Source organism: Streptococcus raffinosi (assembly GCF_030284685.1).
In the GTDB taxonomy this organism is placed as follows: Bacteria; Bacillota; Bacilli; order Lactobacillales; family Streptococcaceae; genus Streptococcus; species Streptococcus raffinosi.
The window spans coordinates 1-22,129 of record NZ_JASUZV010000016.1 but is presented as its reverse complement, the minus strand read 5'-3'; the positions used below and the strand labels follow the sequence as shown (position 1 = coordinate 22,129).

Below are 22,129 nucleotides of genomic sequence, written 5' to 3'. Positions count from 1 at the left end.
ATTCCATATACACTCACTATTCTATCAAAATGACGCATTCTACTAAGAATCGTCACACATTTCAACTAGGTAGACATTGCTTAACCTGACAAAACAAAAAAGCCTTGCGGCTTTCTTGTCCTATTTGGCATAGTCAATCGCACGGAATTCACGAATGACAGTAACCTTAATATTTCCTGGATAATCCAAGTTTTTCTCAATTTGTTCACGCACCTTGTGAGACAAGATAGTGACCTCATCATCTGAAATTTTATTTGGATGAACCATGATACGAATTTCACGACCTGCTTGAAGGGCAAAGCTAGTTTGCACACCCTCAAAGCTTGATGCAATTTCTTCCAAATCACGAAGACGTTTGACATAATTCTCAACAGACTCATTACGAGCACCTGGACGTGCAGAACTCAACGCGTCCGCAGCAGCTACTAGGACCGCAATAACACTTTCTGGTTCCACATCTCCATGGTGACTGGCAATAGCGTTAACAACCACTGGATGTTCTTTATATTTACGAGCGAACTCAGCACCAATTTCTACGTGACTACCTTCAACTTCTTTGTCAATAGCTTTCCCCATATCATGGAGGAAACCAGCACGACGAGCAAGGGCAACATTTTCACCCAATTCGCCCGCCATAATCCCGGCCAATTTACCAACTTCAACCGAGTGACGAAGAACATTTTGACCATATGATGTACGGAACTGCAAACGTCCCATAATCTTGATCAAGTCAGGATGAAGATTCATGGCACCAATTTCATAAGCCGCTTCTTCACCATATTCACGAATACGATTATCCATTTCCTGGCGATTCTTCTCAACCAACTCCTCAATACGAGCTGGATGAATACGACCGTCTTTAATCAAAGCTTCAAGAGTCATGCGTGCAATCTCACGACGGACTGGATCAAAGCCAGAAAGAACAACTACTTCTGGCGTGTCATCAATAATGACGTCAATACCAGTCAGGCTCTCAAGGGTACGAATGTTACGACCCTCACGTCCAATAATACGGCCTTTCATATTGTCATCTGGGAGATGAACAGTCGTTACTGTTTGCTCAGTAACATAATCTCCAGACAAACGTTGCATGGCTTGCGCTAACAGATTCTTGGCCTTTTTATCAACAATATCTTTGACCTGTGCTTCTGCATCTTTAATACGTGTTGCAATCTCATGAGTTAAGTTATTCTCAGTCTCTGTTAAGATTACCTCACGCGCCTCTGCAATGGTCATTTGACCAACACGTTCAAGTTCTGCCTGCTTCTCAGCCTCCAACTGAGTCACATTCTCTTCACGCTCATTCAGATGTTTAGATTTGTCAGCAAGACTATGCTCTTTCTTCTCGAGGGCAAGTTCTTTATTTGATAGATTTTCATCCTTACGATCAAGACTAGTAGCACGTTCTGTTAAACGATTTTCCATTTGCTTAAGCTCTTGACGCTCAGATTTAAATTCTTTTTCAATATCTTCTCGATATTTTCTAGCTTCCTCTTTTGCTTCTAGCAAGAACTCTTTGCGTTGAGCCTTGCTATCACGCTCGGCAGTAACACGCAGATGATCTGCATCGTGTTCAGCCTGACTACGAAGGTTGACAGCATCTTGCTCTGCTTTTAGCAAAGTAGTTTCTGCCTGTTCCTTAGCCTTGCTAAGTTTGATAGAAATTGCTAAATATCCAACGACTAAACCAATGAGTGCAAAGACAACTAAAATTATCATGTTTAACATGTCTTTACCTCAACTTTTCTAAGGTTCCCCTAAAGAAAACCGTCTTCTAGTGTACCATATTTACAGCTAATTCTCAAATAAATACTAGAACTTTAAACTGATTTTATGGTATGATAGCTCTATTAGAATAGGGAGGTATTACCATGCCAAAAGACGTAACTGTTGAAAGTTTCGAACTTGATCACACGATTGTAAAGGCACCTTACGTTCGTCTTATTTCAGAAGAAGTCGGACCTAAGGGAGATATTATCACAAACTTTGATATCCGTTTAATTCAACCAAACGAAAACAGTATTGATACCGGCGGTCTTCACACCATCGAACACCTACTTGCTAAACTAATTCGTCAACGTATTGATGGACTCATTGATTGTTCACCATTTGGTTGTCGTACTGGTTTTCACATGATTATGTGGGGCAAACAAGACCCTACAGAAATTGCTAAAGTTATCAAGTCTAGTCTTGAAGCTATTGCAAATGATGTCACTTGGGAAGATGTTCCAGGAACTACCATTGAATCTTGTGGAAACTACAAGGATCACAGCCTTCATTCAGCTAAAGAATGGGCTAAACTTATCCTTGAACAAGGAATCTCAGACCAAGCCTTTGAACGTCATATCGTTTAAAAAAACATTGGGACAGATATCCCAATGTTTTTTAATATTTTCTAAAACGTTGATAACGTGCCTCAAGCAAGTCCTCAGTTGACAATTGACTCAATTCTTTCAACTCATCGACAATTGCTGTCTTGACTGCTTCAAGAATTTCACTAGTGAAGTAACCACGTTCTGGAATAATTTTATCAATAATTCCCATATTAAGCAGCTCGCTTGAAGTAATCTTCATTAATTCTGCTGCTTCTTCTGCACGTGAACCATCTTTCCAGAGAATTGTCGCAAACCCTTCTGGACTCAAAATAGAGTAAATGGTATTTTCCAGCATCCAAACCTTATCAGCCACTGCCAAAGCAAGAGCTCCTCCGGAACCACCTTCACCAATAATAATGGCAATAATTGGAACTTTAAGGTCACTCATCTCCATAAGGTTACGAGCTATCGCCTCACCTTGTCCACGCTCCTCTGCACCAACACCAGGATATGCACCTGCCGTATTGATAAAAGTAACGACTGGACGACCAAACTTTTCAGCCTGCTTCATAAGACGAAGGGCCTTACGATAGCCCTCTGGATGGGGCTGACCAAAGTTTCGACTTAGATTATCTTGTAGGTTCTTACCTTTTTGAATACCCACTACAGTTACGGCTTGGCCATTTAAGCGGCCAATACCACCGATAACGGCACCATCATCACGGAAGTTACGATCACCATGCAGTTCGATAAAATCATCAAAAATCCCTTGGGCAAAGTCCAAAGCAGTCAAACGGCCTTGATCACGCGCTTCTTTTAAAATACGTGTTACGTCGCTCATTGAACACCTCCATGGAATGATAAGAGTGTGGCAATAGTATCAGCCAACTCTGTACGTTTGACAATAGCATCAACAAATCCATGTTCTTTAAGGAACTCAGACTTTTGAAAACCATCTGGCAAAGTCTCACGTACAGTATTTTCAATCACTCGACGACCCGCAAAACCAATTAAGGTTTGTGGCTCAGCCAAGATAATATCACCTTCCATAGCAAAACTTGCTGTAACCCCACCAGTTGTCGGATCTGTCAACACAGTTAAGTAAAGAAGACCTGCATTTGAATGACGTTTTACTGCTGCTGAAATCTTAGCCATTTGCATCAAACTCATGATTCCTTCTTGCATACGGGCACCACCAGATGCTGTAAAGATAACAACTGGCAATTTTTCTTCAATGGCATGCTCAAAAAGTCTTGTGATTTTTTCACCAACTACAGTTCCCATTGATGCCATGATAAAGTGAGAATCCATGATTGCTAAGGCAGTCTTTTGACCCTTAATGGTCGCAACACCAGTCACAACGGCTTCATCAAGTCCTGTTTTTTCCTTGGTTGCTGCCAATTTCTCCATATAGCCTGGAAAATTCAATGGATTTTCAGTTTTAATGCCTGTAAACAGTTCTTGGAAAGAACCTTCATCAACTGTTAAATCCAGACGTTCCTTTGCTGAGATACGGAAAGTATAAGAACAATTTGGACAAATCTTAGCTTGTCCCAAGTCCTTTTGATAAATAGCCTGTTTACATCCAGGACATTTGGCAAAAAGCTCATCTGGAACTTCTGGCACTTGGTGATCAACCCCATTACGTACAGAACGGTTAGGATTGATCCGAATATACTTTTCTTTTCGATCAAATAATCCCATAAGTCCTATTCCTCACGATTCTGATAAGCTGGCAAGAAAGTCTCCATCAAGAAGGAAGTATCATAATCCCCAGCAATAACGCTACGGTCTGAGATCAAATCCAACTGGAAGTCAGCATTAGTCATTACACCATCAATTTCAAGCTCGTAAAGAGCACGTTGCATCTTCATGAGTGCTTCAAAACGGTTTGCTCCATGAACAATAATCTTGGCAATCATTGAGTCATAGTAAGGAGGGATAGTATAGCCAGGATAAACGGCACTATCAACACGAAGTCCAACACCACCACTTGGTAAGTAAAGATTACTAATTTTACCTGGGCTTGGTGCAAAATTAAACTTAGGATTCTCTGCATTGATACGACACTCAATAGCATGTCCCTTGATTTTAATATCATCTTGGGTTACAGATAATTTTTCACCCGCAGCTACACAAATTTGTTCTTTGACGATATCCACACCACTAACAAATTCTGTGACTGGGTGCTCAACTTGAACACGGGTATTCATTTCCATGAAGTAGAACTGACCTGTTTTTTCATCAAGAAGAAACTCAATTGTACCCGCATTTTCATAATTAACAGCCTTAGCAGCACGGGCAGCCGCAGACCCAATTTCATGACGAAGGGTTTTACCAATGGCAACTGAAGGTGATTCTTCCAAAACTTTTTGGTTATTACGTTGAAGAGAACAGTCACGCTCACCTAAGTGGACGATGTTACCATAGCTATCCCCCAAAATTTGAACCTCAATGTGACGGGCTGGGTAGATAACTTTTTCGATATACATTGCCCCATTACCAAAGGCAGCCTTAGCTTCTTGGGACGCCGATTCAAAAGCAGGAGCCAACTCTTCCTCAGTGCTGACTTTACGAATTCCCTTACCGCCACCACCAGCAGAGGCTTTAAGCATTACTGGGTAACCAAGGCGATTGGCAACTTCTAAAGCTTCTTCAGCTGTAAAGACTTCACCATCTGAACCAGGAATAACGGGAACATTAGCCTTTATCATCTCTGCACGAGCATTGATTTTGTCACCCATCTTGTCCATCACTTCACCTGAAGGTCCGATGAACTTGATGTTCATTTCTTCACAGAGAGTAGAAAATTTAGAGTTTTCACTCAAAAATCCAAACCCTGGGTGAATAGCTTGTGCACCTGTTACAATAGCTGCAGACAAGACACGATTCATATTTAAGTAAGATTCTGTTGATCTCGCCGGTCCAATACAAATAGCTTCATCTGCTAAAATCGTATGAAGAGAATCCTTATCAGCTTCCGAATAGACAGCAACCGTCTGTATTCCCAATTCACGTGCTGCGCGGATAATACGAACGGCAATTTCACCACGATTAGCAATCAATAATTTTTTAAACATAAAACAAGATAACATCAGACATCTTTTGGAAGTCTGTGTTTATTTCCTTTCTATGTGATAGGCCAATATCTAAAGAAAAATCCTTTCCGACTGTCGCCAGAAGGATTTTCACCAAACATTAGCTTCCAATAGCAAAAGTCAAAGTCCCTGATGCAGCCAGTTTACCATCGACTTCAGCCTTAGCTTCGACAACAGCGATTGTTCCACGACGTTTAACAAACTTAGCTGTCATTACAAGTTGATCTCCAGGAACAACTTGTTTTTTAAATTTAACCTTATCCATACCTGCGTAAAAGACTAATTTGCCTTTATTCTCAGGTTTTGACAATTCAAGAACACCAGCAGTTTGCGCGAGTGCTTCCATGATGAGAACACCTGGCATAACTGGATATTGAGGAAAATGTCCATTGAAGAAAGGTTCATTGATAGTTACATTTTTAATAGCTGTGATTTCATCTTCTGAAACTTCTAGAACACGGTCAACCAAAAGCATTGGATAACGGTGAGGTAAAGCTTCACGAATTGCATTAATATCAATTGTCATTTGATGCGTACCAATCCTTTTCCGTAGTCAACAACTTCTTCGTTTGTTACCAAGATTTCAGTGATAACACCATCTTTAGGTGCTGGCACTTCATTCATGACCTTCATTGCTTCAACGATAAGAAGGGTTTGACCTTTCTTAACAGTATCACCAACTGAAATAAAGGCTGGTTTATCAGGAGCTGATGACAAGTAAGCTACACCTACTAGAGGGCTCTCCACCACGTCCCCTTCTGCAGCTGACGCTGGTGCTACAACATCTTCCGCTGATGCTGAAGCTGTTTCAACAGCTGGAGCAGGAGCCACTGCTGGTGCAGCTGGAGCTTGAGGAGCAGGCGCAACCACTTCAACTGTAGGAGCTACAGGAGCTCCCACCACTGAACTTGTTTGGTTCTTACTCAAGCTCAATTCTTCACCATTATTCTTATATGAGAATTCACGTAAAGTTGAGGCATCAAATTGAGCCAACAAATCTTTAATTTCAGAAATATTCATAGATTAGTCCTCCCAACGTTTGAAGGCAAGAACCGCATTGTGTCCACCAAAACCAAAAGTATTTGAGATGGCATACTTGATATCAGCTTCTTGACCTTCACCGTAGACAACATTCGCTTCAATGTAATCAGACAATTCTTTGGTACCAGCAGTTTTTGGTACATAGCTGTGACGAATGGCTTCGATTGTTGCAATCGCTTCAACGGCACCAGCAGCACCAAGCAAGTGTCCTGTAAATGATTTAGTAGATGAAACTGGGACTTCTTTACCAAGTACAGAAACGATAGCACCACTTTCACCTTTTTCATTGGCAGGTGTTGATGTCCCATGCGCATTGACATAATCAACATCTTCAGGCTTGATACCAGCTTCATTGATAGCCAATTTAATGGCTTTAGCCGCACCTGAACCGTCTGGTGTTGGTGTTGTCATATGGTAGGCATCACAGTTTGATCCGTAACCAACAATCTCAGCCAAGATATTAGCACCACGTTTTTGCGCATGTTCCAGGCTTTCAATAACAAGAACCCCAGCACCTTCACCCATAACAAAACCATTACGGTCTTTATCAAATGGAATTGAAGAACGTTCTGGATCTTCTGTTGTTGAAAGAGCTGTAAGAGCGTTAAAACCACCAATACCAATCTTAGTGATTGAAGCTTCAGCACCACCAGCCAAGACAACATCGTGCAAACCAAATTTAATTTCACGGAAGGCCTCACCAATAGCGTCATTGGCAGAAGCACAAGCAGTTGTTACTGATTTACATACCCCTTGAGCACCAATCTTAAGAGCAATGTTACCTGCCCCCATGTTTGAAAGAGCTTTAGGGATAAACATTGGCTTGATGCGTTTCATACCACGTTCATGCATACGGATAATTTGATCTTCAAGTTCTTGCAAACCACCAATACCAGATGACACAATAACACCAACACGATCACGATTTTCTTCTTCCATGTTAAGTCCTGAGTTCTCTAGGGCATCCATAGCAGCATAGATCGCATAAAGTGAGTAAGTATCCATACGATTCGTATCTTTTTTCACAAAATATTTATCGAATGGGAAATCTTGAATCTCACCAGCATTAAAAACTGGAATTTCGGAGGCATCAAACTTAGTAATTGGTTTGATACCGATTTTACCGTCATGAAGACTGTTCCAAAATTCTTCTGGTGTATTACCGATTGGTGAGGTTACACCGTAACCTGTAACAACAACACGATTTGTAGACATATATATTCTCCTTTTGTCGGATGGATATTCAAATAAATAATTCTTGATAATTGACAAGCAATTATTGCATAGTCATACCACCATCAATAGCGATGGTTTGACCTGTGAGATACTCTTGGCTAGCCAAGAAAGCCGCGACTTCAGCAACTTCTTCTGCTTGACCAATACGTTTCATAGGTACTTGAGCAATCATAGCGTCCTTCATTTTTTCTGGAATCGCATCAGTCATATCTGACTCAATGAAACCAGGAGCAATAGCATTAACACGAACGCCACGAGCCGCAACTTCACGAGCCACTGATTTTGTGAAACCAATCAAACCTGCTTTTGAAGCTGCGTAATTAGCTTGACCAACATTTCCCATGAGACCTACAACAGATGACATATTGATAATAGCACCTTGACGGGCCTTAGACATAGGTTTCAAAACGGCTTGCGTCATATTGAAAGCACCAGTCAAGTTGATTTTTAAAACACGTTCAAAATCTTCTTCAGTCATCTTAAGCATAAGCTTATCATTGGTGATACCAGCATTATTTACTAAAACATCAATGCTACCAAGCTTTTCAGTAGCCTCTGCAACCATACGTTTGGCATCTTCGCCATTAGAAATATCACCTGAGATACCAATAACTGTTACACCATAGTCCGCAAATTGTGCCAATAACTCATCAGAAATCTCTGAACGTCCATTCAAGACAACATTAGCACCTAGACTCGCAAATTTGTGCGCCACGGCTAATCCAATTCCACGTGTTGAACCTGTTACAAAAACATTTTTATTCTTAAGTTCCATGTTTACCTCGTTTTAAGCATTAAGAAGGGCCTCAAGGCTCGCTTGATCTTCCACATTATGAGTTGGTAGACTTTTGTCGATTTTTTTCAAGAAGCCTGACAAGACTTTCCCAGGACCAATCTCAATCACTTCATCAACCCCAAATTCTTGGATTGTCGCAATTGAATCGTAAAATCGTACAGGTTCCATGACCTGACGTGCCAAAAGCGCTTTGATTTCTTCTGACTTCATAATTTTAGCTTCAGTATTACCTACCAAAGGAAGTTTAAAGTCATTGAAGGACACTTTCTCAAGTTCTTCCGCTAGATTTTGGCTAGCTGACTTAAGTAAAGCTGTGTGGAAAGGTCCTGAAACCTTAAGAGGAATCAGACGTTTAGCACCAGCTTCTTTAAGTAATTCCACAGCATAATCAACTGCCTCAACTTCACCACCAATCACAATTTGTGCTGGAGTATTATAGTTAGCAGGAGTCACCACACCCTTTTCAGAAGCTTTTTGACAAATCTCTTCAATCAAACTAGGGTCTGTATTCATGACAGCAACCATTTTTCCACTTCCAGCTGGAGCTGCAGTTTCCATGAATTCACCACGTTTAGCAACCAAGGCTACTGCATCTTCAAATGAAAGGGCACCAGCCGCCACTAGGGCAGAATATTCCCCAAGAGAAAGGCCGGCAACAATATCAGGAGTGATACCATTTTCTGCCAAGAGACGATAAATAGCTACTGACGTTGTCAAAATAGCTGGCTGTGTGTAACGTGTTTGATTAAGCTTTTCTTCGTTAGAATCAATCAATTCACGCAAATCATAACCTAAAATACGACTAGCTGTATCAAATGTTTCTTTGACAATTGGATAAGTCGCATACAAATCGCTTGCCATACCCAATTTCTGAGCTCCTTGACCAGCAAATAAGAACGCACGTTTTGTCACTATCCTAATCCTTTCGACGTTTTTAGACGTTTACATCTGCCCAACGAGCAGCTTCTTCTTTAATTACCTTAGCAGCACCTGTGTACAAATCTTCCAAGATTTCTGCACAAGTTTCTTCTTTACGAACAAGACCTGCAATTTGTCCAGCCATAACTGAACCATATTCCACATCTCCATCAACAACGGCATTACGAAGTGCACCTGCACCAAGCTCTTCAATTTCCTCTTGAGTTTTCTTACCAGCCAAGAAATCTTTTTCAGCCTGATTGTACTCTGTAGCCAATTTATTCTTAATCGCACGAACTGGGTGTCCCACAACAGAGGCAGAGATAACAGTGTCAATGTCTTTAGCCTTCAAAATTTTATCTTTGAAGTTTTGGTGTGCATTAGATTCCTTGGCAACAACAAAACGTGTTCCAACTTGAACAGCATCCGCACCCAACATAAGTACCGCTGCCATACCATGACCATCGGCAACACCACCAGCACCAATTACAGGAATTGAAACTGCGTCTGCGACCTGACGAACCAAGGTCATAGTTGTTAATTTACCAATATGACCACCAGCTTCCATACCTTCTGCAACAACGGCATCAGCGCCTAGTTTTTCCATACGTTTAGCAAGTGCTACTGATGGAATAACTGGAATAACTGTGATACCCGCTTCATGGAGACGTTCCATATATTTACCTGGGTTTCCTGCACCAGTTGTAACAACTTTTACACCCTCTTCAATAACAAGGTCAACGATGTCATCTGCAAATGGTGACAAAAGCATAATATTAACACCAAATGGTTTGTCAGTAATTGATTTTACTTTATCAATATTAGCTTTTACCACTTCTTTAGGGGCATTACCACCACCAATAATTCCGAGTCCACCAGCATTTGAAACGGCTCCAGCCAAGTCACCATCGGCAACCCAGGCCATACCACCTTGGAAGATTGGATATTTAATTCCTAACAGTTCTGTAATACGAGATTTCATTTTTCACCTTTTTTCGATTTTCTAATCAAATAAATAGTTTAATAATCAAAGTAATTGTATAAACAAAGGAGAATATCCCTAATAAGAATATTCTCTATACCCTGCTTATTTAGTTTTTTCTTCTACGTAAGCAACAAGGTCACCAACAGTGTTAAGACCTTCTTCAGTTTCGATTTGGATATCGAATTCGTCTTCGATTTCTGAGATAACTTGGAATACGTCAAGAGAGTCAGCATCAAGTTCGTCAAAAGTAGTTTCCAATTTTACTTCTTCTGCATCTTTCCCGAGTTCTTCAACGATGATTTCTTGTACTTTTTCAAATACTGCCATTTTACATTCTCCTTTAAGATAAATATATTTCTTATAATCTATGCTGGTGCATAATTTATATAACTAGATTTTAACAATAAGACTGCCCCATGTCAAACCCCCACCAAAACCTGATAGTAGAATTGTTTGACCGCTGCCTAATTTAAGGGTCCCATTTGCTACGTTTTCAGAAAGCAAAATCGGGATACTTGCTGCACTGGTATTACCATAAGACATCATGTTTGCCAAGAATTTGTCACGACTAACATCAATTTTCTTAGCCATAATATCTAAAATACGAATATTGGCTTGATGAAGAAGGAAGTAATCCGGTTCACCTTTTTCTTCAACCAATGTTTTGATGCTCTTTGAAACAGTCTTCACTGCAAAGTCAAAAATTGCTTTTCCATCCATTTTCATGTATGGGTTAGACTGTTCAGTTTGAGCAGAATAAGGTGAGATTACCGCCGAAGCTCCTGACTCCAGACCACCCTTGCTACCATCAGTATTTAGAGACTCCCCAAAGAAGTGCTCTTCATCAGATTCTTCTAGGAGGACACCTCCTGCGCCATCACCAAAGAGAACAGCTGTAGTACGATCAGACCAATCCAAAGTTTTGGAAAGAACCTCTGATCCAATAACGATACCCTTTTTGTAAACACCCGAACGAATCAATTTTTCAGCAGTTGCCAAAGCAAAGACAAAACCACTACAAGCTGCAGCAATATCAAAGGCAAAAGCATTGACCGCTCCGACTATTCCTTGAACACGCGCTGCCACCGATGGCATCGAACTATCTGGTGAAATCGTTGCAACTAAAACAAAGTCCAAATCTTCAGGAGATACTCCTGACTTTTCTAATAGCTGTTGAGCAACATGGGTAGCCAAATCACTCGTATTCTCGGTCAATGAGATGCGACGTTCTTGGATACCTGTGCGTGTACGAATCCACTCATCACTGGTATCCATGATTTTTGATAGGTCATCATTGGTCACGACCTGAGCAGGTGCATAATGGGCAACCTGACTAATTTTTGCAAATGCCATTATTTCAACTCCTCAAGAAAGGCGTGGAGATTTTCCAATCCCTTGCTCATAACCTTCAATTCCTCGTCATTAAAGCCATCTGTAATCTTCATCACCATTGACTTATGGAAACGACGATGAAGGCGGTATACCAGACGACCCTTTTTAGAAAGTGACAAATGCACCACACGTCGGTCAACGGATGAACGCGTACGGATAATATACCCTTTCTTTTCAAGCTTATTGAGAGAAGTTGTCACAGTACCAAGAGTTAGCATAAGTTCTTTAGCCACAGCACTCGGTGTTGTATCTGGATGTGTACCGATCACATCAATGGTATGCATTTCCTTGAGGGAAACATCATTAAATTTTGAATTTTTCAAACTTGCTTCTTCGATAATAACCACGTTATTAAAAATATCAACAAGATAGCCATCAATTTTATCGTAATTCACACCAGACTCCTTTCAATAAACTTTGACTTTCAAATTATATCAGACTCAAACTAATTTAGCAAGTCGAATTAGAAAACCTTAGTTTTAATTTCAGAAAATGAGTTTATTTTCCTTGAAACTTCGGACGACGACGTTCACTATAAGCACGAACACCTTCCTTGAAATCTTCTGTAAATGCAAGTGATTTCTGCAAATCAAGCTCTAACTTGGCATAATTTTCCCAACCTGCAAATTCAGATTCCCAAACCATTTCTTTAATTGCCTTAAATGAGTTTACTGAAGAACGATTTAATTTCTTAATTAATTGGCTGACAGTTTTTTCAAGTTTTTCTGATTCAACAACTTTATAAGCAATTCCCCAATCCAAGGCTTTGTCAGCAGACACAGGTTCTCCAGTCATCGTAATTTGGGTAGCACGATTAATACCAATTGAACGTGTCAAAAGGTAAAGTCCACCAGCATCAGGGGCCAAACCAACACCCACAAAAGCTTGAATAAATTTAGCTTTCTCAGACGCAATTGTGAAATCTGCTGCAACAGCTAAGTTAGCTGCGGCACCAGCACAAGGACCATCTACAACCATGATAACAGGTTTAGGCAATTTTTTAAGAGCAAAAGAAATTTCATTTACCTGCTCAGCAATACGAACCAAAGATTGGACATCATCTACGGCAACCGCTTTTTGCATTTGATCAAGATCACCACCAACAGAAAAGACCTTCCCGTTAGCCTTAATAACCAAGAACTTCACTGAGGCATCCTGACCAGCTTCCTCAATGGCAGCCATAATTTCATCACAAACAGGGATATTAAACCCATTTTGAACTTCTGGGCGATTGAGCGTCAAAGTCGCCACTCCCTCTTCGACACTATAAAGAATTGTTTCGTAAGCCATTTTTAGCATTCCTCCGATAACTAGTTCCTATATAAAAACCGCATGTTATTTGACTTTTTTGTCATATTTTATTTGATGAATAGATAATTTGATAATCAAATCATTCACCATTATTTTCTAGTATACCATAGTCAACATAAAGGTCAACATAAACTTAAGTTTTTTGGTTAATATACCAAAAAACCGAGCATTAAAACTCGGTGCTTTCTTTCACTTCAATAAATCTAAAACATCTTTAAGACTGTCTAATAAGCCATTTGCATCTTCTTGATTCATACCGAAACGATTATCTTTAATCGCCCAAACCTCAACACCTGCAGCAACCCCAGCAGCAATTCCCTTTTCACTATCCTCGATAATGAGAGCTTTATTAGCTTCCACTCCTAATTGCTTCAATGCGGTTAAATAAATCTCCGGATTGGGTTTACTTTCTTTGAATTCTTCTCCCGAGAGCACCACATCAAAGAAACCTTGCAAATGATTTTCCTCCAAAGCTCTTAGGATATCTGCTTTCACCGAGCTAGAGGCTAAACCGATTTTTAACCCTCGAGATTTGACTTCATTCAAAACCTTTAAAACATCAGGAAAAATTAATTTTTTATAAGGTAGGGGATGATTTTTCTTATATGAGTTGTACTCTTCCTGTAGAGTTGCGACATCCCATTTATCATAATCATTTCTTAAAATATTCTCCCAAACCCGTTTGGTGTTACCTCCTATAAAGAAAGATGGAGGTAAATGGTCTATAGATATTCCCTTTTGGTTTAAAAAGCTAGCTCGTCGATCATAATAATACTTTTCCGTGTCAAAAAGGACACCATCCATATCAAAAATAATTGCCTCAACCACTGGAGTTTCTCCTTTTTATTTTATTGTACCATAATCAAAGTAAATCGTACTGGCTTTAAAAACAATGTGACAAATTGTCAGAATTTTGCTATAATTGTAGAGTAATTTAAATTTTTTGGAGAACATATGAAAGTCATCAAATTTGGTGGAAGCTCACTCGCTTCAGCCACACAATTAGAAAAAGTCTTAAACATTGTAAAATCTGATCCTGAACGTCGTTTCGTCGTTGTTTCCGCACCTGGTAAACGAAACGATGAAGATACTAAAGTAACAGACGCTTTGATTAAATACTACAAACACTATACAAAGGGAGCTGATGTTAAATCTGATCAGGAATGGATTATTAATCGCTACCAAGCTATGGTGGATGAATTAGGTTTTAAATCAGCAGAAATGGCTAAAATTACCAAATCGATTACTGATCTCGCTACGCTTCCCATTGATAATAACGATTTTCTCTATGATACTTTTCTAGCAGCCGGTGAAGACAATAATGCTAAACTGGTTGCTGAGTATTTCCGTAATAATGGTATTGAGGCACGTTATGTGCATCCTCGCCAAGCCGGTATCTTTGTCTCAAACGAACCAGGAAATGCCCGTATTCTTCCAGGAGCCTATGATAAACTAGAAGAACTCCGTGAATCAGATGAGGTGCTTGTTATTCCTGGGTTCTTTGGTGTTACCACTGACAATCAAATCTGTACCTTCTCACGTGGAGGTTCTGACATCACTGGTTCTATCGTTGCGGCTGGGGTTAAAGCAGACCTTTATGAAAACTTCACTGATGTAGACGGCATTTTTGCTGCCCATCCTGGAGTAGTTCACGAGCCTCATTCGATTCCAGAATTGACCTACAAGGAAATGCGTGAGTTGGCATATGCTGGTTTCTCAGTCTTGCATGATGAAGCTCTTCTTCCTGCTTACCGTGGTAAAATTCCATTGGTTATTAAAAATACTAACAATCCTGAGCACCCAGGTACACGTATTATTCTAGAACACAAGGGTGCAACTGTACCTGTTGTAGGTATTGCCAGCGATGATAAATTTGTTAGCATTAACATGACTAAGTATCTTATGAACCGTGAAGTAGGTTTTGGTCGTAAGGTACTTCAAATCTTGGAAGATTTAAATATTCGTTGGGAACACATGCCTTCTGGAATTGATGACCTCTCAGTCATTATTCGTGAACGTGAACTCACCCCTATTAAAGAACAAGAAATCTACTCATACTTGACTCGTGAACTGGGTGTTGATGATGTAGAATTTGAACACGGTCTTTCTATTCTTATGATTGTAGGTGAGAATATGCGAGATCATATTGGTGTTACAGCAACAGCTGCCAAGGCACTTTCTGAAAAACACATTAACCTAGAAATGATTTCTCAAGGGTCTAGTGAGGTTTCTGTTATGTTTGTTATTGATACTGTGCAAGAAAAAGAAGCCGTTAGAGCACTTTATGATGCCTTCTTCCGTAATAAAGACTAATTTTCTACCAGTTTAACAAAAAGCTCCAAGGGCTGAATAAGTGTAGCAATAACTGTATGATACAGTACCTAATTGTTCAAGATGAGGTTGAGGTATAAATCTCTCAAAGTAACTTTCCCTTTATCTACAGGCTTAAAAAGAACTATGAGCCCCTTTGAAATTTAAAGGAGTGATACAGAATAATCTGAATACGATTATTCTGTATCACTCCTTTTTCTTATAGGCACGGACATGGTCCCCTTTAGATAAAATAAGATTCACTTAGCGAATTAGTTTATCAACTGTTCCCATATAACAAGAAACGAATAAAAGTAAAACTAAAAGGACTTGGTCCTCTATTATACAGAACCAAATCCTTTGCTTAAATAAATTGTCTAACTTTTTGGGGTTAGTACATATTAACTCTTCTTTAGTTACAAGATATTTTCGTAAGTTTCACGAACAGCATCTGGCCAAACTGACGTTTGTACCTCACCGATATGTTTTTTACGAAGTAAGAACATAGCCATACGTGATTGACCGATACCACCGCCAATTGTAAGTGGGAAAAGACCATGTAACAAGGCTTGGTGCCAATCTAATTTCAAACGATCTTGGTCGCCAGTGATTTCAACTTGACGTTTAAGAGCATCTTCATCCACACGAATACCCATAGATGACAACTCAAGGGCATGACCCAACTGTTCATTCCAAACCAAGATATCTCCATTCAAGCCATGGTAACCCTTTTCTGACTCAGTAGTCCAATCGTCATAGTCAGGTGCACGACCATCATGTGGTTTGCCATCAGGAAGAACACCACCAATACCAATCAAGAATACAGCCCCATATTCCTTAGTAATAGCATCTTCACGCTCTTTCGGTGTCAAATCAGGATACTTCTCAACAAGTTCTTCTGAGTGGATGAAGGTGATTTTCTTAGGCAAAATGGCTTCAATATCGTAACGTGCTTCAACTGCAAGCTCTGTCAAACGGATGACCTTATAAATGGTTTCAACAGTTTCTTTCAAGTAAGCAATATTACGGTGTCCATCGGGAATAACCTTTTCCCAGTCCCATTGGTCAACATAAACAGAGTGCGTTGCATCCAACGAATCTTCATCTGGACGAAGAGCTTTCATATTGACTACAAGCCCCTCACCTTCATTAAAACCAAAACGAGCCAATGTATGGCGTTTCCATTTTGCTAATGAGTGAACAACTTCGTATGTAGCGTCTGGGATTTGAAGCACATTAACAGTTACAGGATTTTCAATACCGCTCAAATTATCCTGCATACCATCCCCGACCTTGCTTAAAATAGGCCCTTGCACTTCGATGACGTCAAGTTTATCAATCAAATACTGTGTAAAAGTATTTTTAACAAAAGAAATCTCCTTTTGTTGATGAATGAAGCTCTTTTTCATACGCTCCTCCTTTAAAAAATCGATAGTCCTATTATACTCCTATTCATTGGAAAAATAAAGAAATTTTCCAACAATTTGGAAAATTTCTTGTTTTTTATGTTAGGTTTTATTACATTTTCCTTGTCAACTTCACGACGGCCTCTGTTCGAGCAGTATGAGGGAACATGTCTACCGACTGGATGTAATTGACTTCATAAGCCTGAGTTAAAGAAACAAGATCTCTGGATAACGTAGAGACATTACATGAAACGTATACCATCTTCTCTGGTACATACTCTAAGATAGTCTGAAGTAACTTATCATCAAGACCTGTTCTAGGTGGATCTACAATAAGAGCATCTGCTCGATACCCTTCCTTGTACCATCGTGGAATAATATCCTCAGCTTTACCGACTTCATAGTGATAATTCTCCAACCCAAGTGCTTCAGCATTCTTCCGTGCATCGTCAATAGCTTCTGGAATAATGTCCATACCTCGAATGTCCTTAACTTTATTTGCAAAAGCAAGACCAATAGTACCAACACCGCAATAGGCATCAATAAGATTGTCATTTTTGTCCACATCCAAAGCCTTAACTGCCTGACCATAGAGTACTTCTGTTTGCTGTGGATTTAACTGATAGAAGGCACGGGGAGAGAGTTCAAAACTATAATCAAGTACCTCTTCTCTAATTGTATCCTGTCCCCAAATAATTTCTGTCTCCTGTCCATAAATCTCACTAGATTTCGAATAATTATAATTGATAGCAATGGTTACGATTTCAGGGTAGATTGCAGTTAACTCCTTGACCAACTTAGCGAAAGAAACCGATTTAGAGGTGACAAAGATTAACTGTACCTGATTAGACCCTAAGGCACGTCGAATCATTACCGTCCTAATACCAGAAATTTTACGTTCATCATAAATCGGTAGCTTGTACTTATCCAATAAAACTACCACTTGGTTCATAATAGCCTGTGTTAGCTTATCTTGTACGACGCAATTGTTGATATTAATGAGACGATGGCTTCCCTCAGCAAATAAACCAGCTTTAACTGAGCCACCACCAAATGAACGTGTTTGAAATTGTAATTTGGCACGGTAATGCCGAGGTTCCTTCATTCCTATTGTTGGACGAATATCATAAGACTCAAAATGTTCTGGTTTAAACTTCTTCAAAGCTTGTCCTAACAGGTCTGTTTTAAACTCCAATTGCTTATCATAACGAAGGTGCATTAACTGGCAACCACCACATTCTTTATAGACGCCACATTCTGGCTCTACACGAAACTTAGAAGGTTTATTAATCTTCAATAATTTGGCTTGAACAAAGTTCCTTCTAACAGAAGCAACCTGACAGAACACCTCTTCACCCTTCAAAGCCCCAGGGACAAAGACCAGAGTTTTCTTATAAAACCCAATACCTTCACCATTGATTCCCATACGTTTAATCTTAAGCGGGATTCGCTGTTTCACTTGTAAATTCATACTACCATTCTAACATTTTGATATAATAATAACTATGAAAATCACAAAAATCGAGAAGAAAAAAAGACTCTATCTCCTTGAGATAGACCAAAAAGAAAGTCTGTATGTTACAGAAGACACTATCGTCAAATACATGCTAACTAAAGGCATGACTATTGACAAAAAACAACTAGAAGATATTAAGATTTTTGCCCAATTTTCACACGGTAAAAACCTTGCTCTCTATTATATTTCCTTCAAACAACGAACCGAGAAAGAAGTAAAAGATTATCTGTTTAAACATGATATCAATCCACACATAATCCCAAAAATCATTACTAATCTTAAAAAAGACCATTGGATAGATGATTACAAACTACTAGAGAGTCTAGCCCAACAGAATCTTAACTCAGGCGATAAGGGGGCTTATGTCCTTAAACAAAAGTGGCAACAAAAAGGTTGCGACAAACAAGTTATTGACGATATTTTAATCCAATTTGATTTTTCAGAAGTAGCAATGAAAGTAGCAGAAAAACTATTACGAAAATATCAAGGAAAATTACCGGCAAAAGCGCTCAAAGATAAATTGACTCAGAGCCTCATCAACAAAGGATTCTCATTTCAAGAAAGTAAGCTTGCTATCAATCAATTAGAATTGGAACCAGATGAAGAAACTGAGCAAGCCTTGCTATATAAGGAAATAGATAAACAATATAACAAATTTAGCAAAAAATATAATGGATATGAACTAAAACAACGTTTGACTCAATCTTTAGCTCGTAAAGGCTATGATTTTGATGCTATAGCATCTGCTCTTAGAGAATATTTATAGGAATTCCCCCTCTTTTTACAAAATTATGATACAATAATGGGGATAATCTTTATTGTAGAAAGAGGACGCCATGAAATTACCAAAGGAAGGCGACTTTATCACAATTCAAAGTTATAAGCATGATGGTAGTTTGCACCGTACTTGGCGCGATACTATGGTACTAAAGACAACTGAGAATGCTGTTATTGGCGTTAACGACCATACCCTCGTTACTGAAGCAGACGGGAGGAGATGGGTTACACGTGAACCTGCTATTGTTTATTTCCACAAAAAATACTGGTTTAATATTATAGCCATGATTAGGGATAACGGCATTTCCTACTACTGCAATTTAGCCAGTCCATATGTTTTGGATCAAGAAGCTCTAAAATATATTGACTATGACCTAGACGTCAAAGTCTTTGCTGATGGTGAAAAAAAATTGCTGGATGTAGATGAGTATGAAACCCATAAAAAAGAAATGCATTACTCTCACGACATTGACTATATCTTAAAGGAACATGTTAAAATCTTGGTAGACTGGATTAACAATGGAAAGGGTCCATTTTCACAATCTTATGTTAACATCTGGTACAAACGTTATCTTGAACTAAGGAATCGTTAAAGTTGTCATAAAAAAGACTAGTAAATTATCACTAGTCTTTTTTGGTACTATAAACTAAACCATCAATATCTAAATCCATATTCAAAGTATAATGCCCCTCTTCCACTTGAATAATATATCCCAGTATTTCTAAAGCATCGACAAAGATGTTCCTCCTCTTTTGAAGCAAAACATCTTTCCTAACAAATTTCAGAAGAAAAGTTGTTACGTACTTCAAAAAATACTCCGGATTGACATCGCCTAATAAATTATATAACCTATTCTGTTCTTCCGAAAATGGTAAATTTTCTCTTAACTTATAAAAATAATTAGAAATTGTATTATCATCTCTCGTTATACTGGTGTACTCTTGAATAATAACATCATTAGTAGAATTCAAAACTTTAGTCCTAAAACGGCGACCTATTAATTCTTGATAAAGAGAAGTGGCATCATCAATAACTAAATGCTGATCCAAATCAACTGTAGAAACATCAGAAACAAAACTAATTAATAAAGAATATCGTTTATTAGAACGTTCAATATAGTTTGCCTTCACAAATTCTTCTATCAAACGGTCTAGATTATCCTGAGAAGAAAATTCTTTTTTAATCTCCCGTAATGTTACAGGCTGATTTAAATATAGAAAATTAATCAAATCAATAAAAAATGGTTGTTTGGATAATTTGTCTGGGTTAAATTGTTTTATCATAGAAAGTATTATACCATTATTCAGATTACAAAAAAAAGGCCTAAAGGCCTATTTTTTAAGCATTAAAGCTTTCAGTTAATTGAGGTACTACTTGTTTTTTACGTGAGACAGCTCCCTCAAGAAAAGCATGATTATTTTCAAGAACAAAATCAAAAGCTTTCTCAACCCTATCAGGATTAGAACCAAGGGCAAGAATCTCTGAATTTGAATTAAGAATATCAGTAATCATCAAGACAAAATCAGAATAACCATTATCCTTGATTGAAGTATTAATAGCTGCTTCAATTTCTTCTTGACGAGAAAGAACATCAGCAATATCAACTGTATTAACTTGAGCAACACGAACTTTATTACCATTCAACTCAAAAGTTTTAGCATCAATATCAATAAGTACTTCAGCAGACTTGGAAGAAAGATTAGTACCAGCTTTTAACATTGCAAGACCATATTCTTCCAAATTAACACCAGCAATCTCAGCAAGATCAGCTGCAACTGCAGGATCTGTAGCGTGAGTAGTTGGAGATTTGAGAAGAAGAGTGTCAGAAATTAAACCAGACAAGAGCAAACCGGCAACTTCTTTAGGAACTTCAACATTATTTTCTTTAAACATACGATAAACAATTGAAGAAGCAGAACCAACAGGTTCAAGACGCATCATTAAAGGATTAGCCGTTTCAAAATTAGCTACACGATGGTGATCGACTACTTCAATAATTTGAACATCCTTAATATCAGAAATTGATTGTTGAAACTCATTGTGGTCAGTAAGAATAACTTGATTAACACCCTCTTCCTGTGCTGAATTAACAACACGAGGAGCCTTAACGCCGAAATAGTCAAGAACAAAAGCAGTTTCCTCATTTGGAGCACCCAAAGCAACTGCCTCAGCGTCAACACCAAGCTGACGTTTCAAATAAGCATAACCATAAGAAGACCCAATAGCATCAGAATCAGGATTTTGATGACCAAAAACAAATACTTTAGACATAAATTCACCTCAAAAATAATATTATAAATCATTATAACATATAAAAAAAAGAAACAAAATAAAAAGAGTAACATAAGCTACTCAAAACATAGTCCGTACGGGATTCGAACCCGTGTTACCGCCGTGAAAAGGCGGTGTCTTAACCCCTTGACCAACGGACCATATCAAATGCCGGCTACATGACTTGAACACGCGACCCTCTGATTACAAATCAGATGCTCTACCAACTGAGCTAAGCCGGCTATCTCTTTTATGCGGGTGAAGGGACTTGAACCCCCACGCCGTTAAGCGCCAGATCCTAAATCTGGTGCGTCTGCCAATTCCGCCACACCCGCATATATGACCCGTACTGGGCTCGAACCAGTGACCCATTGATTAAAAGTCAATTGCTCTACCAACTGAGCTAACGAGTCTCAAATATTTCTACTTGAACGGTCCCGACGGGAATCGAACCCGCGATCTTCGCCGTGACAGGGCGACGTGATAACCGCTACACCACGGGACCTATGGGAGTTAACGGGATCGAACCGCTGACCCTCTGCTTGTAAGGCAGATGCTCTCCCAGCTGAGCTAAACTCCCTCTTGGTCGTTTAACTCAGCCAACGGTCAGAAACTTTGTTTCTCTTATCCGCCGATTGAAATCTCGATTGCCTCTCAATTCCAACTAAGCTAAACTCCCTAAATGCTAAGCGACTACCATATCTAACAGGGGGCAACCCCCAACTACTTCAGGCGTTCTAGGGCTTAACTGCTGTG

23 protein-coding genes and 6 tRNA genes are annotated in these 22,129 nt (G+C 39.1%); 4 read left to right on the top strand and 25 right to left on the bottom strand.

The window, feature by feature from the left end; translation table 11 throughout:
* Positions 1-120 precede the first annotated feature (120 nt).
* Positions 121-1,728: a ribonuclease Y gene (locus QRD39_RS09475; RefSeq protein ID WP_285956337.1), complete on the bottom strand. Its 1,608-nt coding sequence runs from the start codon at positions 1,726-1,728 to the stop codon at positions 121-123.
* A gap of 143 nt (positions 1,729-1,871) precedes the next feature.
* On the opposite strand from QRD39_RS09475, the gene QRD39_RS09470 reads away from it, so the two are divergent.
* Positions 1,872-2,354, top strand: coding sequence for an S-ribosylhomocysteine lyase (locus tag QRD39_RS09470; RefSeq protein ID WP_008533857.1), 483 nt, complete (start codon positions 1,872-1,874; stop codon positions 2,352-2,354).
* Positions 2,355-2,385: 31 nt separating this feature from the next.
* Here QRD39_RS09470 and QRD39_RS09465 read toward each other — a convergent pair whose 3' ends face one another.
* The 14 genes from QRD39_RS09465 to QRD39_RS09400 all read right to left on the bottom strand — a co-directional run bounded on the left by QRD39_RS09465 (position 2,386) and on the right by QRD39_RS09400 (position 13,920).
* Entirely contained in the window at positions 2,386-3,156 is a 771-nt protein-coding gene (locus QRD39_RS09465; RefSeq protein WP_004184009.1) for an acetyl-CoA carboxylase carboxyl transferase subunit alpha, read from the bottom strand.
* On the bottom strand, positions 3,153-4,019 hold the full coding sequence (accD, locus tag QRD39_RS09460; protein ID WP_004184012.1) for an acetyl-CoA carboxylase, carboxyltransferase subunit beta: 867 nt from the start codon (positions 4,017-4,019) through the stop codon (positions 3,153-3,155). The genes QRD39_RS09465 and accD overlap by 4 nt, the downstream gene beginning before the upstream one ends.
* A gap of 5 nt (positions 4,020-4,024) precedes the next feature.
* On the bottom strand, positions 4,025-5,395 hold the full coding sequence (locus tag QRD39_RS09455; RefSeq protein WP_004184018.1) for an acetyl-CoA carboxylase biotin carboxylase subunit: 1,371 nt from the start codon (positions 5,393-5,395) through the stop codon (positions 4,025-4,027).
* Positions 5,396-5,513: 118 nt separating this feature from the next.
* Positions 5,514-5,939 (bottom strand): 3-hydroxyacyl-ACP dehydratase FabZ, encoded by a 426-nt coding sequence (fabZ, locus tag QRD39_RS09450; RefSeq protein WP_002885470.1) that lies wholly within the window; start codon positions 5,937-5,939, stop codon positions 5,514-5,516.
* Positions 5,936-6,433, bottom strand: coding sequence for an acetyl-CoA carboxylase biotin carboxyl carrier protein (accB, locus tag QRD39_RS09445; protein ID WP_008533844.1), 498 nt, complete (start codon positions 6,431-6,433; stop codon positions 5,936-5,938). The genes fabZ and accB overlap by 4 nt, the downstream gene beginning before the upstream one ends.
* Positions 6,434-6,436: 3 nt before the next feature.
* Positions 6,437-7,669: a beta-ketoacyl-ACP synthase II gene (gene fabF, locus QRD39_RS09440; RefSeq protein WP_004184026.1), complete on the bottom strand. Its 1,233-nt coding sequence runs from the start codon at positions 7,667-7,669 to the stop codon at positions 6,437-6,439.
* A gap of 61 nt (positions 7,670-7,730) precedes the next feature.
* Complete coding sequence (fabG, locus tag QRD39_RS09435; protein ID WP_004184028.1) at positions 7,731-8,465, bottom strand: 3-oxoacyl-[acyl-carrier-protein] reductase; 735 nt, start codon at positions 8,463-8,465, stop codon at positions 7,731-7,733.
* Positions 8,466-8,477: 12 nt separating this feature from the next.
* A complete protein-coding gene (gene fabD, locus QRD39_RS09430; RefSeq protein ID WP_285956336.1) occupies positions 8,478-9,398 on the bottom strand; it encodes an ACP S-malonyltransferase in 921 nt (306 codons plus the stop codon).
* Between the two features lie 22 nt (positions 9,399-9,420).
* Positions 9,421-10,386, bottom strand: coding sequence for an enoyl-[acyl-carrier-protein] reductase FabK (gene fabK / locus QRD39_RS09425; protein ID WP_004184032.1), 966 nt, complete (start codon positions 10,384-10,386; stop codon positions 9,421-9,423).
* Positions 10,387-10,491: 105 nt separating this feature from the next.
* Positions 10,492-10,716, bottom strand: a complete 225-nt coding sequence (locus QRD39_RS09420; RefSeq protein ID WP_004184034.1) for an acyl carrier protein — start codon at positions 10,714-10,716, stop codon at positions 10,492-10,494.
* Between the two features lie 63 nt (positions 10,717-10,779).
* Positions 10,780-11,742 (bottom strand): beta-ketoacyl-ACP synthase III, encoded by a 963-nt coding sequence (locus tag QRD39_RS09415; protein WP_285956335.1) that lies wholly within the window; start codon positions 11,740-11,742, stop codon positions 10,780-10,782.
* The gene (gene fabT / locus QRD39_RS09410; RefSeq protein WP_004184037.1) at positions 11,742-12,176 is read right to left on the bottom strand and encodes a fatty acid biosynthesis transcriptional regulator FabT; all 435 of its coding nucleotides are present in this window, start codon (positions 12,174-12,176) and stop codon (positions 11,742-11,744) included. The genes QRD39_RS09415 and fabT overlap by 1 nt, the downstream gene beginning before the upstream one ends.
* Before the next feature lie 103 nt (positions 12,177-12,279).
* Positions 12,280-13,071 carry an enoyl-CoA hydratase gene (locus QRD39_RS09405; protein WP_285956334.1) on the bottom strand — a complete coding sequence of 264 codons (792 nt, stop codon included), beginning with the start codon at positions 13,069-13,071 and terminating at the stop codon, positions 12,280-12,282.
* A gap of 210 nt (positions 13,072-13,281) precedes the next feature.
* Positions 13,282-13,920 (bottom strand): HAD family hydrolase, encoded by a 639-nt coding sequence (locus QRD39_RS09400; RefSeq protein WP_042771934.1) that lies wholly within the window; start codon positions 13,918-13,920, stop codon positions 13,282-13,284.
* Positions 13,921-14,046: 126 nt separating this feature from the next.
* On the opposite strand from QRD39_RS09400, the gene QRD39_RS09395 reads away from it, so the two are divergent.
* Positions 14,047-15,405 (top strand): aspartate kinase, encoded by a 1,359-nt coding sequence (locus tag QRD39_RS09395; protein ID WP_285956333.1) that lies wholly within the window; start codon positions 14,047-14,049, stop codon positions 15,403-15,405.
* Positions 15,406-15,818: 413 nt separating this feature from the next.
* Here the strand turns inward: QRD39_RS09395 and asnA are convergent, their stop codons facing one another.
* Together asnA and rlmD are read right to left on the bottom strand one after the other, a co-directional pair.
* Positions 15,819-16,811, bottom strand: a complete 993-nt coding sequence (gene asnA / locus QRD39_RS09390; RefSeq protein WP_285956332.1) for an aspartate--ammonia ligase — start codon at positions 16,809-16,811, stop codon at positions 15,819-15,821.
* Positions 16,812-16,920: 109 nt separating this feature from the next.
* On the bottom strand, positions 16,921-18,279 hold the full coding sequence (gene rlmD, locus QRD39_RS09385; RefSeq protein ID WP_285956331.1) for a 23S rRNA (uracil(1939)-C(5))-methyltransferase RlmD: 1,359 nt from the start codon (positions 18,277-18,279) through the stop codon (positions 16,921-16,923).
* A 34-nt stretch (positions 18,280-18,313) separates the two neighbouring features.
* Between rlmD and recX the strand changes: the two genes are divergently transcribed.
* Complete coding sequence (recX, locus tag QRD39_RS09380) at positions 18,314-19,090, top strand: recombination regulator RecX (protein WP_285956330.1); 777 nt, start codon at positions 18,314-18,316, stop codon at positions 19,088-19,090.
* A 70-nt stretch (positions 19,091-19,160) separates the two neighbouring features.
* On the top strand, positions 19,161-19,694 hold the full coding sequence (gene ntdP / locus QRD39_RS09375) for a nucleoside tri-diphosphate phosphatase (RefSeq protein WP_004184049.1): 534 nt from the start codon (positions 19,161-19,163) through the stop codon (positions 19,692-19,694).
* A 31-nt stretch (positions 19,695-19,725) separates the two neighbouring features.
* Here ntdP and QRD39_RS09370 read toward each other — a convergent pair whose 3' ends face one another.
* The 8 genes from QRD39_RS09370 to QRD39_RS09335 all read right to left on the bottom strand — a co-directional run bounded on the left by QRD39_RS09370 (position 19,726) and on the right by QRD39_RS09335 (position 21,953).
* Complete coding sequence (locus tag QRD39_RS09370) at positions 19,726-20,385, bottom strand: DUF1803 domain-containing protein (protein ID WP_285956329.1); 660 nt, start codon at positions 20,383-20,385, stop codon at positions 19,726-19,728.
* Positions 20,386-20,440: 55 nt separating this feature from the next.
* Complete coding sequence (locus tag QRD39_RS09365) at positions 20,441-21,373, bottom strand: manganese-dependent inorganic pyrophosphatase (RefSeq protein WP_021146008.1); 933 nt, start codon at positions 21,371-21,373, stop codon at positions 20,441-20,443.
* A gap of 89 nt (positions 21,374-21,462) precedes the next feature.
* Positions 21,463-21,534, bottom strand: a tRNA-Glu gene (locus tag QRD39_RS09360).
* Positions 21,535-21,542: 8 nt separating this feature from the next.
* Positions 21,543-21,615 (bottom strand) — tRNA-Thr (locus QRD39_RS09355).
* An 11-nt stretch (positions 21,616-21,626) separates the two neighbouring features.
* Positions 21,627-21,708: transfer RNA gene (locus tag QRD39_RS09350), tRNA-Leu, on the bottom strand.
* 5 nt (positions 21,709-21,713) lie between these two features.
* Positions 21,714-21,786, bottom strand: a tRNA-Lys gene (locus QRD39_RS09345).
* A 19-nt stretch (positions 21,787-21,805) separates the two neighbouring features.
* A tRNA-Asp gene (locus tag QRD39_RS09340) sits at positions 21,806-21,878 on the bottom strand.
* A gap of 2 nt (positions 21,879-21,880) precedes the next feature.
* Positions 21,881-21,953 (bottom strand) — tRNA-Val (locus QRD39_RS09335).
* Between the last annotated feature and the right edge of the window lie 176 nt (positions 21,954-22,129).